The organism is Microvirga antarctica (assembly GCF_017921815.1).
GTDB classification, from domain to species: Bacteria; Pseudomonadota; Alphaproteobacteria; order Rhizobiales; family Beijerinckiaceae; genus Microvirga; species Microvirga antarctica.
In genome coordinates, this window is sequence record NZ_JAGEMM010000004.1 from 183,598 (window position 1) to 196,532 (window position 12,935).

Sequence of the window (12,935 nt, forward strand, 5' to 3'; positions counted from 1 at the left end):
CGTTTCGTGATCAAGTTGTTGCCGAAAACAAAGGATTTCTGGGCCGGCATCACCTTTATGGTGGTGGCGGGACTGGCCATATATTTCAGCTCCGAACTGGCGATCGGCACGACGCGCCGAATGGGCCCTCGCTACTTTCCGCTGATCGGCGCGGGCTGCCTGATGGTCCTCGGCGCCATCGTTGCCATCAAAGGGCTGGAAGCGGGAAGCGAGCCGGTCAAGCGCGGCGCGTTTCGTCCATCGTTCATCCTCCTGTCGGTGCTGCTGTTCGCGCTGCTCCTGCAGCCATTCGGGTTCGTCATCGCACTGTGCGCGCTGATCTGTGTCTCCGCCCTGGCCGGAGACAGGATCAAACCCGTGGAGCTCGTCTCCCTTTGCATCGTCATGGTTCTGTTCTCGACAGTGGTGTTCATCTGGGGCCTGGGCCTACCCCTCAAAATCTGGCCGGTCTGACATGGATCTCCTTGCAAATCTCCTTTTCGGATTCGGCGTTGCCCTGACGGCCGAAAACCTTCTTTATTGCCTTATCGGAACCGTCCTAGGCACGCTGATCGGCGTCCTTCCCGGGCTGGGCCCAACGGCGACGATCTCCATCCTTCTGCCGATTACCTTCGGTCTGCCTCCGGCCGCGTCCCTGATCATGCTGTCCGGCATCTACTACGGCGCTCAATACGGTGGATCCACGACATCCATTCTGGTCAATCTTCCGGGCGAAGCCTCCTCGGTTGTCACGTGCCTTGACGGATATCAGATGGCCCGCCAGGGTCGGGCAGGTCCCGCCTTGTCGATTGCTGCGTTCGGTTCTCTTTTCGCGGGGTGTGTGGGCACCCTGTGCCTGGCCGTGCTAGGGCCTCCCCTCGCACGGGCTGCCCTCAGCTTCGGCCCAGCCGAGTATTTTTCCCTGATGGTGCTGGGCCTTGTGGCCGCTGTGATCCTGGCGAACGGCTCGCTGATCAAAGCACTTGGAATGATTTTTCTCGGTCTCATTCTCGGAACCATCGGAACCGACATCAACACCGGTGTTGCCCGGTTCTCCTTCGGGTTTCACGAACTTGGCGACGGGATCGATTTCATTGTCGTGGCAATGGGCGTGTTCGGCTTGGCCGAGATCATGCGAAACCTGGAGGAGCCGGAGCGTCGCGATATCCTGACACAGCCCATCGGTCGTTTGATGCCAAGCCGTGAGGAAATTCATAAAGCGGTTCCAGCGGTGCTGCGCGGCACGGCGATCGGGTCGGTGCTCGGCGCTCTGCCGGGCGCGGGGGCGGTCATTTCCTCCTTCGCCGCGTATGCTCTCGAGAAGAAATTGTCGAAGCACCCGGAGCGCTTCGGGCATGGCGCGGTAGAGGGCGTCGCTGCCCCCGAATCGGCGAACAACGCTTGCGCGCAGACCGCCTTCATTCCCCTTCTGACTCTTGGCATCCCCGGCGGCGCGGTAACGGCCCTCATGCTCGGAGCCCTGATGATCCAGGGCATTGCCCCTGGCCCGCAAGTGATGACCCGAAACCCGGATGTGTTCTGGGGCCTCATCGCCAGCATGTGGATCGGAAACGTGTTTCTGGTCATCCTGAACCTGCCCATGATCGGCATCTGGATCCGCTTGTTGAGCGTGCCGTACCGCTTCCTGTTTCCGGCGATTCTTGTCTTCTGCTGCATCGGTGTCTTCAGCCTCAACAACGCGGCATTCGATATCATTCTGATGGTGATCTTTGCAGCCTTCGGCTACGGCCTCCTCAAATTTGGTTGCGAGCCGGCACCGATGCTGCTGGGTTTCATTCTCGGTCCGATGATCGAAGAGAACCTTCGGCGGGCTCTCCTGCTCTCCCGAGGCGACCCGAGCGTCTTTGTGACGAGGCCTCTCAGTCTCGTCATGCTCCTGACCGCCGCCCTTCTGATTGTGTTGATCGTGTTCCCGCTTTTCGCGAAACGCCGACGCGAGATTTTCGTCGATGCTGCGGACTGAGGGAAGGCGGATCCCGGCCATTCGCTCGCGCGGGCCGAGGAGCGCCCGCGATGAAAAGCAGGCATGCTCGCTGAGAACGAGGAAGCTGGTCGTCAGCTTAGACGTCCCCACTTTGATGATGGATAGGTGCAATGTCACAAGTGCTCGATAGATCGCAGATCGAAGAGATCTTTCCGGAGATCAGCGAGATCAGGAACGACCGTCTCCGCGACGGAGTCGTCGGAATCTGGCAGGATGTGGCGGCCGAGATGGCGTGGTCGGAGCTGCGCGCGATTCCGAAGAACAACACAACAGAGAAGCACCGCTCGCTGGTGGGGCACGTTCGCGGCGTTACGCAAATGGCGATTGGCATCTGCGAAGTTGCTGAGCGTCTTCACGGACGTTCCTATGATCGGGATCTTCTCGTTGCGGCCTGTCTTCTTCACGATTCCAGCAAGCCCGTCGAATCCGAACCCGCAGACCATCAGTCTGCGCTGCCGGGCGTTGAATCGGGACGGTCGAGCCCGCTTGGTAAGAACCTTCCTCATGCAGTTTATGCAACTCACATGATCTTGAACCGAGGCCTGCCTCTCGCGCTCGCCAACCTCGTTGCGACCCACACGCATTCCGTGAACGTCCGAGGCCGAACATGGGAAGCCGCGGCGCTCTTTTATGCAGACTTCGCGGATTCGGATGTTGCACGCAGCATGGCGGGCGAGACGATGTATCTCGAGCGCTGGCACCTCGGATAGTTGAACCAACCACTTGGACGAATTCTCATGCGCATCGCATTCCTCGACGATTACCAGCACCAATCGCAGAAGGTCCTCGATTGGTCGAAGCTCCCTTCGTCATGCACCGTCCACGTCTTCGACAAACCCCTTGGCGACGAGCATGAAGCGGCAGAGAAGCTGCAGCCTTTCGAGATCGTTTCACTGGTTCGAGAGCGCATGCCGTTTCGCGCCAGCCTGATCGCAAAGCTTCCCAACCTGAAACTGATTGCCATCACGGGGATGTACAATCGGACACTCGATGTAGCTGCAGCGACCGAGCGCGGGATCCTGGTGTCCCATACCCGACTGCGAGGCACCTATCATCGGGCCACGTCTGAACTGGCCTGGGGGCTGATCCTGGCTGTCGCGCGCCACATCCCGCTTGAGGCGCAGAACATGCGATCCGGGGGCTGGCAGACGAGCGTTGGCGTCACACTGGCAGGACGGACGCTTGGTCTTCTTGGATTGGGACGTCAAGCCAGAAACATGGTGCCTGTTGCCCGAGCCTTTGGCATGGATGTCATTGCATGGAGCGAGAATCTCACGCCCGAGGCCGCGCACGAGGCGGGCGCCAGATGGGTCAGCAAGGACGAACTCTTCAAGGCCAGCGACGTGCTCAGCGTCCACCTCGTTCTGGGAGACCGGTCGCGCCATCTCGTCGGCGCGCGGCAGCTTGATCTGATGAAGCGCACGGCGATCCTGATCAATACCGCGCGCGGCCCCATCGTGGAGGAGGCTGCGCTGATCCGGGCACTGAAGGACGGCTGGATCGCCGGCGCGGGCTTGGATGTCTTCGATCAGGAGCCGTTACCGGTCTCGCATCCCTTGCGCGAACTTCCCAATGCGGTGCTGTCGCCCCATCTGGGCTACAATGTCGAGGAGTTCTTTCAGGTTGCGTACGAGGATACGTTTGAAAACATCGCGGCGTTCGTGACTGGCAATCCGATTAGGTTGCTCGGCGCCGACAGGAATTTCAGCTCGCCGCCACGCTGATCTGAGAGACCTGTCGGCCTAGGTCGTGAACCTATACACAGGACTCGTCCAAATTTTTTGCGCCGCATCGGAGAAACCTAAAATGGTCGAGATTCTTCTCGATCGCCTGTGCGATGCGGGTGGGGAGGGGAAATTCGATGTGTCTTTTGCTCTTAGTCTCCCAACTCCGAGGATGGCCCCATCACGATTTTCTTCGCGGCCAAGCATATGAGAGTCCCGTTACTTTTGGCCGCGTTCGCAGCGATCACCCTCAGGTCACTCAATCGATTCTGAAGGATCGCAATGACAGCCTCGGTCGAATCTGTCTCCCCACCGTTCGTTTCTATCAAAAGGTCGACAGGCTCATCCGAACCTACGTCACCGAACAACTCGGTCATAGAGGCCCGATCAGCGACATCAATTCCAGGCTCGATCCGGAACCCGTTTGCCAAGTAAACGACGAAGAGACGCCCAGTCATTTCCTCGATATCTCGGGTCATGGTCTGCCTGAGGTATCGATCCTTTTGGCTGACCCAATACAGGGGGGACTGAGTGGGAAGCTTACTTCCCCGAGAAAAGGATGGCTCGATGGGAGCCTCATCCGACTTGGTCATGAGTTCCGTCTTCTGGAATCAGAGCCGGTCCTTGTTCTTCTCACTCTCTTCGCCGTGGACAAGTTTCTTCATCCGCTCGTAGTCTGGAGCCGCCGATTTGCGGGACTGCACAACATGAGTATTCACGGGGCGGCCGGTCGAGCTAGCTCCAGTAATATCGGTTACCCGGGGAGCTGCGATTGCGCTCCAGCCCATGTCCCGTTGTTGCATCTTCGATAGGCATTCGAATCGGTCTAGGCGTCGCTGTGAACGGTTTAACGACCGATGCCCACTTCCGAGCCGTGCACAATGCACATCGCAAACGTTGTTGCCTGGCCCAAGGCAATCACGGTCGAGCTCTCCGGCAAAACCTATCGAGACCCGAGAGAGGCGGGGGCACTTCTATATGTGAGAAAGCAGTGTGGGGCAAACCCTCAGTGGCTGCCGAACATCTACTAAGTCATTGAAAAGATTGGCGCACCCGACACGATTCGAACGTGTGACCTTTGCCTTCGGAGGGCAACGCTCTATCCAGCTGAGCTACGGGTGCTAATGGCGCACGGCCTAGAAAGTTTCACTACCTGATTGGGGGACCGAGGGCAACCATCTCGATGGGATCAGCTGAGCCAAGGCTCTTCTGGCAAACCTCCGACAGTCCGGCTCGCGCAGTAATCGTACGGGGAGTGGGAGGCTTGAGGAGGCACGGATCTTCGGCCATTGACGAGACCAATCAACGATTTAAGAACGAGGTATCGTTCGTTTTTGCAAGGCTTCCGACTGCGGGAAATACGAGCCAGTCATGCAGATCGCGGGGATTCAAATGCCACACGGTTGCCATGTCTTCCCACGCGGCCAAAGCCCGAAGAACGCCACTCTCCGCCATCTCCGAACGCAACTTCATACCAAAACCGAAGGTATCGGGGGCGTCGAATGGCGCTGATCACGTATGGGAATATGTTCTGTCGAGAGGGGGTGTCGGAGGCATTGAGCGCCTCATCAAACGAGTTCAGCCTCCTGACCCAGGAGACCTCCGAACAAAGCGGGCGTGGCGGAGGCGTCCTGACCTTCCTGACGAGGAAGTACATCAGAGGCGCGTCAAACCACAGGTGACCACAGATTGCTGTCCATGGTGGAGTTCACTCGGATAGCAGCGATTGGCTCCGCCGCAGATGCTCAGAAGTGCCGCGCGAGTAGCAATGGTTCGCTTGATCATGGTTTGCCGAAGGATAACGCCGGGATCAGTCAGGACCTTTCGTAGCTCTTTTGAAACAGCGGTTGAGCGCGTGAAAAATCATCCATCGAGCGAAGCGTCACTTGGAGGTCACCTGTCCCGAAATGGCCGATCTCTCGGACGTCGCGCGTAAACCCTTCCTCTATCGCAACAGTGGCGGGATCGAGCTTCAAGAAGACGGTGACGCTTTTGGCCTTTGGGTACACCTCGACACACGCAAAATTCTTGAGCCGCTTGAAAGCCACGTAATATTTCAACTCCTTGACCTGTACGTCGTCTCCCAGTCCGGACAGGTATGTCCGCACGGCGTCGTAGACGTCGCGGACGCTCTGGTCCGCTTGTGCGATCCGGTAACCGATGCTCTGCGTGAGATAGGGGTCCAGATCGGCATTTTCACTTAAGGCTTTCGCTTCGGAGATCGCAGTGGAGCTTGTCTTGATCTGCTTCGGAGCGTGGACCAGCTCAAGCATGAGAAGATCAGTCGCGAATTTCCGATAACGGATCAGCTCGATATTGCGGGCGATCTGCTTGACCGCATGGCCATCATATCGCGTAAAATCACCGGCAATACACAGAAGCCGCGGTGTCGACCAATCGATATCCTTGGCCACCTCCGGACCGAGTTTCTCGAGCACGAGCCATTGAAACTCCTTTCGATGGTCAAGAAGCCAATCCAGGTAGTACAGCCCCTGGTTGATCACGTTCTCGTTGACGGCTCTCTTATACTCGATGATCACCGGGCAATTGTCTTCGTCGACCCCGAGGGTATCGATTCGTCCGCCGTGGGCAGGTCCTGTCACGTATTCGCTCGCGAGAAAACGAATTCCAAGAAGTGCCTCAAGGTTAGCTTCGAACAGGCTCTGCAGAGATTTCTCGACCTGCATGGCCTCGCCGGGAAGTTCCGTCATGGATTGAGGGCCAAAACGGAAGAGCTTGATATCACTCACAATGGGCGCCTGTTCTTTAGATGCGTTTCTGAAGCCATATGAGGATTCTGGTCGCGTCGCTATCCCCGGAGGAAAAAAGCTCTGATGCCGGTCCCGGAATTCAACGGTGGATCGTTCCCACATTGGCCGTTTGGACTTGGATTGGTCGTTTGGGTTTGGCGAAAGCACCGCTTGCCTCTCCATGGCCAACGGCTAAGGTCCCGGTTTGCGGATTCGGAGGGTTTGGGTGAATGCTGACGGGTGAACTGCGCTCTAAAATCGACCAGGTTTGGAACGCCTTCTGGGCCGGCGGCATCGCCAATCCCCTGGAGGTCATCGAGCAGATCACCTACCTGCTGTTCATGCGGGGTCTTGATGAGATGCAGACCCGCGAGGAGAACAAGGCCAACACGCTCGGCAAACCCATGGACCGTCGGGTCTTTCCGGAAGGGAATGACCCTAGGGGAATGCCCTACGACAAACTCCGATGGTCGCGATTCCAGAACGAAGCGCCGGCGCCGATGTTCACCATCGTGTCCGAGCATGTGTTCCCCTTCTTGCGTGAGATGGCCGAGGATGGCTCGTCGCATGCGGAGCATATGAAGGGCGCGCGCTTCACCATTCCGACGCCCGCTCTGCTCTCCAAGGTGGTCGACCTGCTGGCCGTGATCCCGCTCGATGATCGCGACACCAAGGGCGACCTCTACGAGTACATGCTCGGCAAGATCGCCAGCGCCGGGCAGAACGGCCAGTTCCGCACGCCGCGCCACATCATCAAGCTGATGGTGGAAATGACCGCGCCGACGCCGAAGGATATCATCTGCGATCCGGCGAGCGGCACCTGCGGGTTCCTGGTTGCCGCAGGGGAATATCTGCGAGCCCACCATCCCGGTATTTTTCGGGATGCGGCACAGCGCAGGCATTTTCACCAATTCATGTTCCACGGCTACGATTTCGACCAGACCATGCTGCGCATCGGTTCCATGAACATGCAGCTGCACGGCATCGAGGCGCCGGATATCCGCTACAAGGATTCGCTGGCGCAGGATCACGTAGGCGACGCCGACGCCTACAGCCTGATCCTCGCCAACCCGCCCTTCGCGGGCTCGCTCGATTACGAGACGACGGCGGCGGATCTGTTGTCGATCGTCAAGACCAAGAAGACCGAACTGCTCTTCATGGCCTTGTTTCTCAAGCTTTTGAAACCGGGCGGCCGCGCGGCGGTGATCGTGCCAGACGGCGTTTTGTTTGGTTCATCCAAGGCCCACAAGGCGATCCGCCGGATGCTGGTGGAGGATCACAAGCTCGACGCCATCGTGAAGCTGCCGTCCGGCGTGTTCAAACCCTATGCCGGCGTGTCCACGGCCATCGTGTTCTTCACCAAGACCAATTCGGGCGGCACGAACCACGTCTGGTTTTATGACGTCCAGGCCGACGGCCTGAGCCTCGACGACAAGCGGCAGATGCTGGTGAGCGAGGACAAGTTCGGCTCCGTGCCCACGGCGTCTTTGAGCGCGGACGAGCATGCAAAGAACAACCTGCCGGATGTGCTGGCGCGTTGGCAGGACAAGGACGGCGCGGAGCGCGAGCGCCCGCGCACGGCGCAGAGTTTCTGCGTGCCCCAGGCCGACATCGTGGCGGCGGATTACGACCTGTCGATCAACCGCTACCGCGAGGTGACGCACGAGGCGACAGAGCATCGCCCACCGAAGGAGATTGTGGCGGAGTTGTTGCTGTTGGAGGAGGAGATTTCGGCGGGGTTGCGGGAGTTGGAGGGGATGCTGTGAACGCAGCGTCGACCCTAGTCGCCCTAGGCGAAGTCTGCGACATCATCTCGGGGGCGACTCCGAAGACCACTGAAAGCGCTTTCTGGGGGGGCGAGACCTTGTGGGCTACCCCTGCCGATCTATCGCATCTTGGCTCGGCGTATATCTCGGACACACCACGAAAAATTACAGACCTCGGGCTAGCAAGCTGTGCGGCAACTGTCCTGCCAAAAAATTCTGTTTTATTGAGCTCGCGGGCTCCAATCGGCCACATCGCAATAAATACTGTTCCCATGGCCACCAACCAAGGTTTCAAAAGCCTAATCCCCCACAAAAATAAACTGGACTCTAAGTACCTTTATCATTGGCTCGACGCAAATCGAGCGCGAATTCAAAGCTTGGGGAATGGCGCGACCTTCAAAGAGATTACTAAAGCTACAGTCTCAGGAATTGTTCTTCCCCTCCCATCCCTCGACGAGCAGCGGCGGATTGCGGGGATTCTTGATCGGGCTGATGCGCTGCGGCAGAAGCGCAAGAAGGCCACCGACCTGCTCGACAGCCTCACGCAGTCGATTTTTCTGGAGATGTTTGAGGATTCAGCCGCCGCAGCTTGGCCGCGCTTTGAGGTGAATGAGCTGGCCTCCGACATTCGAACTGGGCCATTTGGAAGCCAGCTGCTTCACTCTGAATTCGTCGGCGATGGTATCGCCGTTCTCGGCATCGACAATGCGGTAGCCAATACATTTCGCAATGCCGGACGCCGATTTATTACAGAGCAGAAGTATCGGAGTCTTCAACGATACACCGTTCGACCGGGGGACGTTCTTATCACTATCATGGGAACGTGTGGGCGCTGCGCCGTCGTTCCGCCTGATTTCCCCATAGCAATAAATACGAAGCATCTCTGCTGTATAACGCTCAAGAGAGAAAAGATTCTCCCAGAATATTTACATGCGTGTTTCCTGAGGCACCCAGACGTTCTGCGTCAGTTGGGTGTTCAGACGAAAGGTGCCGTCATGCCTGGGCTTAACATGGGCATCATCAAATCACTTGTGATTCCAGTTCCACCTCTGAACCTGCAGCGAAAACTTGCAGCGTTGTTCAATACTATCGTCGCGCACGCCCGGCGAACGGCCGAAGCGGCATTGATATCCGACTCCCTCTTCGCCTCCCTCCAACACCGCGCCGTTTCCGGTCAACTCTAGGGCACCGCGCGCATGTCCAACTTCACCTTTCTGGCGGCTGAATTTCCCGAGATTCATGATTCCGCGCAGCGGGCGGAGACGTTGGCGTTGGGCGATCCGCGGGCGGCCGCGTTCTATGCGCGACGCACCGCGGAACTCGCTGTCAAATGGGCGTTCAAGCATGATGCGAGCCTGTCGTTTCCCTATCAGGACAACATCTCGGCGCTGATCCACGAACCGACCTTCCAGCGCGCCGCCGGCATGGCGGTGTTCACCAAGGCGAAGCTGATCGTGAAGATCGGCAACCGCGCCGTCCATGACGCGCGGGAGATCGCGGCCTCGGAGGCGACCGATGCGGTGCGCGAGCTGTTTCATCTCTGCTTCTGGCTTGCCCGCACTTATGGACGAACGGCGCTTCCGGCCGATGGCCTGAATTTCGATCCGGGCGCCCTCAATCGCAAGACCGACATCGTCAAACGAGCCTATGTGGAATTACAGCGTCTCAAGGCGGAGATGGAATCCCGCGACGAGGATCTGGAAAAGCTGTTGCGCGACAAGGCGCATCTCGATGGCGAGTTGCAGGCTCTCCGGGCAGAAATCGCCCGCACCCGGCACGACAACGAAGCCCGGCCCGATACGCACGATTATTCGGAAGCCCAGACCCGCGATCTCTATATCGACCTGCTGCTCCGCGAGGCGGGCTGGACGCTCAGTGACGCCCGCGACCGGGAATTTCCCGTCGAGGGCATGCCCAACAACCAGGGCAAGGGATTTGTCGATTACGTCCTGTGGGGCGATGACGGCAAGCCGCTCGCGCTGGTCGAGGCCAAACGCACCCGACGCGATGGGCGCGCCGGGCAGCAGCAGGCCAAGCTCTACGCGGATTGTCTCGAGGCCCGCTTCGGCCAGCGTCCGGTGATCTTCTACACCAACGGGTACGAGCACTGGCTGTGGGATGACGGCTTCTATCCGCCCCGCGCCGTGCAGGGTTTCTACAAGAAGGACGAGCTGCAACTGCTGATCCAGCGCCGCACCGCCCGCAAACCGCTGGCGAGCGTGCCGGTGGATGGCAAGATCGCCGGCCGTTATTATCAAAAGCGCGCCATCGGCAAGATCGCCGCCGGGTTCGAGACGCATCATCAGCGCAAAAGCCTGCTGGTCATGGCGACCGGCTCTGGCAAGACCCGCACGGTCATCGCCCTGGTCGACATGCTGATGCGGGCCGGTTGGGTCAAGCGCGTGCTGTTTCTCGCCGACCGCGTGGCGCTCGTCAATCAGGCGGTCAAGGCCTTCAAGGCGCATCTGCCCGATGCGGCCCCGGTCAATCTCGTGACGGAGCGCAGCGGGGAGGGCCGGGTATTCCTCTCCACCTACCCAACCATGATGGGGCTGATCGACCAGAAGCGCGACGAGGACAGGCGGTTCGGCTCGGGCCATTTCGACCTCATCGTCATCGATGAGGCGCATCGCTCGGTCTACCAGCGCTATGGGGCGATTTTTGATTATTTCGACAGCCTTCTCGTCGGTCTGACCGCGACTCCGAAGGACGAAATCGACCGCAACACCTATGGGCTCTTCGACCTCGAGGACGGCGTGCCGACCGACGCCTACTCGCTCGATAAGGCCGTGGAGGACGAATACCTCGTGCCGCCGCACGCCGTCTCCGTGCCGCTCAAATTCCAGCGCGAAGGCATTCGCTACGATGATTTGTCGGAGACCGAGAAAGAGCAATGGGACATGCTCGAATGGGACGAGGACGGGCCGCCTGAGAGCGTGAACGCCGACGCCGTCAACAAGTGGCTGTTTAACATCGATACCGTCGACAGGGTGTTGGCCCATGTGATGACCGAAGGGCTGAAGGTGGCGGGCGGCGATCGGCTGGGCAAGACCATCGTCTTCGCCAAGAACCAGGCCCATGCGGAGTTCATCGAAGAACGCTTCAACGTGAATTACCCGCATCTCGCCGGAAAATTCGCGCGCGTCATCACGTTCAAGACCGAGTACGCGCAAAGTCTCATCGATGACTTTTCGAAGAAGGACAGCGACCCGCATATGGCGATCTCGGTCGATATGCTCGATACCGGCATCGACGTGCCGGAGATCGTCAATCTGGTTCTGTTCAAGCTGATCCGGTCCAAAACGAAGTTCTGGCAGATCATCGGGCGTGGCACACGGCTGTGCCCCGACCTGTTCGCGCCCGGAGACGACAAGGAGTTTTTCCGCGTCTTCGACTATTGCCAGAACCTGGAATACTTCAATCAGAACCCCAAGCCTGACGAGAGCCGCAACGGCAAATCCCTCACCGAGCGCCTTTTCGCGGCGCGCTTCGATCTTGTGCGGGCGCTGGATGAAAAGGCCGGGCTTTCGTCTCGCAACGCAGGCTTTCACGAGGATCCGGTGCCTTACGACGCGGGCCGCGACAGCGACCCACCGCTCGATGAGAAGACGATCCGCGAGGAGGCACTGCGCACGCTGAAGAGGCACGTCGCCGCGATGAGCCTCGACAATTTCATCGTGCGCGCAAAGCGGCGTTCGGTCGAGAAATTTCAGAACGACGATTCCTGGAACGATCTGACGGACGCCGTGCGGAACGAGTTGCTGACCGAGGTTGCGGCTCTGCCCGCGGATGTGAAATCGGACGGCGAAGAGGCCAAGCGCTTCGACCTCCTGATGGTCAATCTGGAACTTGCGCTTCTCAAGGGCTCGAAAAGCTTCGACCGGCTCAAGACGACGTTCCTTGAGATTGTCTCGGCCCTGGAGGAGCAAACGGCCATTCCAGCCATTGCGGCCCAACACGCGCTGATGCTCGCGATCCTGTCGGATGAGTGGTGGGAGGGCGTCACGGTTCCGCTGCTGGAACTGGCGCGGCTAAGGCTTCGGCTGCTGGTCAAGCATATCGACAAGAGGAGGCGTGGAATTGTCTATACGAATTTCGAGGACCTTCTCGGAGAGGCCGCGCCCATCACCCTGCCGCAGGTGGGAGAGGTCGATTTCACACGATTCAAGCGAAAGGCGCGGCATTTCCTTCGCGAGCACGAAAACCACATCGCTCTGTTCAAGCTGCGGCATGGGAAGCCACTGACGACAACGGATCTCGGCGAACTTCAGGAGATGTTGATTGCTGCTGGCATTGGCAACCAGGCGCAAATCGACAAGGCGACCGAGAACAGCCACGGCTTCGGGACGTTCGTTCGTTCCCTCGTCGGGCTCGACCGAGGGGCCGCAGCAGAGGCGTTCGGCGAGTTCCTTGCAGACAAGAACGCAACGGCTGACCAGATCGAGTTCATCGACATGATTATCGAGCATTTAACCGAAAAGGGCGTCATGGATCCGGCCTACCTCTATGAGAGCCCCTTCACCGATGTCGCCCCGAGCGGCCCGGAGCAGGTTTTTGATTTCGAGCGGGCGAAGCGGTTGGTGACAGTGATCAGGGGCATTAACGATAGCGCTGTCGGCTAGGGCTCGGGTGACGCTATAGATGACCCGATCGTCGAACGGGATGGGCGTGAGGCTCTGTTGGCAGGGTGGGGGCTGGGAGCAGCCTGTGC

General features: G+C 59.0%; 9 protein-coding genes, 1 tRNA gene and 1 pseudogene. 8 read left to right on the forward strand and 3 right to left on the reverse strand.

Features of this window, described 5'->3' with window-relative positions; genetic code table 11:
• Window positions 1-6 precede the first annotated feature (6 nt).
• The 4 genes from J4G32_RS14125 to J4G32_RS14140 all read left to right on the forward strand — a co-directional run bounded on the left by J4G32_RS14125 (window position 7) and on the right by J4G32_RS14140 (window position 3,708).
• A complete protein-coding gene (locus J4G32_RS14125) occupies window positions 7-453 on the forward strand; it encodes a tripartite tricarboxylate transporter TctB family protein (protein WP_210495661.1) in 447 nt (148 codons plus the stop codon).
• A 1-nt stretch (window position 454) separates the two neighbouring features.
• Complete coding sequence (locus tag J4G32_RS14130) at window positions 455-1,963, forward strand: tripartite tricarboxylate transporter permease (RefSeq protein ID WP_210495665.1); 1,509 nt, start codon at window positions 455-457, stop codon at window positions 1,961-1,963.
• 131 nt (window positions 1,964-2,094) lie between these two features.
• Window positions 2,095-2,694 carry an HD domain-containing protein gene (locus tag J4G32_RS14135; protein ID WP_210495669.1) on the forward strand — a complete coding sequence of 200 codons (600 nt, stop codon included), beginning with the start codon at window positions 2,095-2,097 and terminating at the stop codon, window positions 2,692-2,694.
• A 27-nt stretch (window positions 2,695-2,721) separates the two neighbouring features.
• Window positions 2,722-3,708, forward strand: coding sequence for a D-2-hydroxyacid dehydrogenase family protein (locus J4G32_RS14140; RefSeq protein ID WP_210495673.1), 987 nt, complete (start codon window positions 2,722-2,724; stop codon window positions 3,706-3,708).
• 152 nt (window positions 3,709-3,860) lie between these two features.
• On the opposite strand, the gene J4G32_RS22200 is transcribed toward J4G32_RS14140, so the two are convergent.
• The 3 genes from J4G32_RS22200 to J4G32_RS14155 form a co-directional block, all read right to left on the reverse strand.
• A complete protein-coding gene (locus tag J4G32_RS22200; RefSeq protein WP_425515518.1) occupies window positions 3,861-4,301 on the reverse strand; it encodes an SDH family Clp fold serine proteinase in 441 nt (146 codons plus the stop codon).
• A 452-nt stretch (window positions 4,302-4,753) separates the two neighbouring features.
• Window positions 4,754-4,830, reverse strand: a tRNA-Arg gene (locus tag J4G32_RS14150).
• 692 nt (window positions 4,831-5,522) lie between these two features.
• On the reverse strand, window positions 5,523-6,458 hold the full coding sequence (locus J4G32_RS14155; protein WP_210496103.1) for a DUF5655 domain-containing protein: 936 nt from the start codon (window positions 6,456-6,458) through the stop codon (window positions 5,523-5,525).
• Window positions 6,459-6,688: 230 nt separating this feature from the next.
• On the opposite strand from J4G32_RS14155, the gene J4G32_RS14160 reads away from it, so the two are divergent.
• The 4 genes and pseudogenes from J4G32_RS14160 to J4G32_RS14170 all read left to right on the forward strand — a co-directional run bounded on the left by J4G32_RS14160 (window position 6,689) and on the right by J4G32_RS14170 (window position 12,846).
• Entirely contained in the window at window positions 6,689-8,224 is a 1,536-nt protein-coding gene (locus J4G32_RS14160) for a type I restriction-modification system subunit M (RefSeq protein ID WP_210495679.1), read from the forward strand.
• Window positions 8,221-8,388: pseudogene (locus J4G32_RS21990) on the forward strand (hypothetical protein); the annotation flags it as partial. The gene J4G32_RS14160 and the pseudogene J4G32_RS21990, both read left to right, overlap by 4 nt.
• Window positions 8,389-8,496: 108 nt before the next feature.
• On the forward strand, window positions 8,497-9,408 hold the full coding sequence (locus J4G32_RS14165; protein ID WP_246505097.1) for a restriction endonuclease subunit S: 912 nt from the start codon (window positions 8,497-8,499) through the stop codon (window positions 9,406-9,408).
• 12 nt (window positions 9,409-9,420) lie between these two features.
• Window positions 9,421-12,846: a DEAD/DEAH box helicase family protein gene (locus J4G32_RS14170; protein WP_210495684.1), complete on the forward strand. Its 3,426-nt coding sequence runs from the start codon at window positions 9,421-9,423 to the stop codon at window positions 12,844-12,846.
• Window positions 12,847-12,935 lie beyond the last annotated feature (89 nt).

Excerpts from the sequence above, each read along its gene's own strand:
- J4G32_RS14130 (WP_210495665.1), top strand. The coding sequence starts at position 455 with ATGGATCTCCTTGCAAATCTCCTTTTCGGATTCGGCGTTGCCCTGACG.
- J4G32_RS14135 (WP_210495669.1), top strand. The coding sequence starts at position 2,095 with ATGTCACAAGTGCTCGATAGATCGCAGATCGAAGAGATCTTTCCGGAG.
- J4G32_RS14140 (WP_210495673.1), top strand. The coding sequence starts at position 2,722 with ATGCGCATCGCATTCCTCGACGATTACCAGCACCAATCGCAGAAGGTC.
- J4G32_RS22200 (WP_425515518.1), bottom strand. The coding sequence starts at position 4,301 with ATGACCAAGTCGGATGAGGCTCCCATCGAGCCATCCTTTTCTCGGGGA.
- J4G32_RS14160 (WP_210495679.1), top strand. The coding sequence starts at position 6,689 with ATGCTGACGGGTGAACTGCGCTCTAAAATCGACCAGGTTTGGAACGCC.
- J4G32_RS14165 (WP_246505097.1), top strand. The coding sequence starts at position 8,497 with ATGGCCACCAACCAAGGTTTCAAAAGCCTAATCCCCCACAAAAATAAA.
- J4G32_RS14170 (WP_210495684.1), top strand. The coding sequence starts at position 9,421 with ATGTCCAACTTCACCTTTCTGGCGGCTGAATTTCCCGAGATTCATGAT.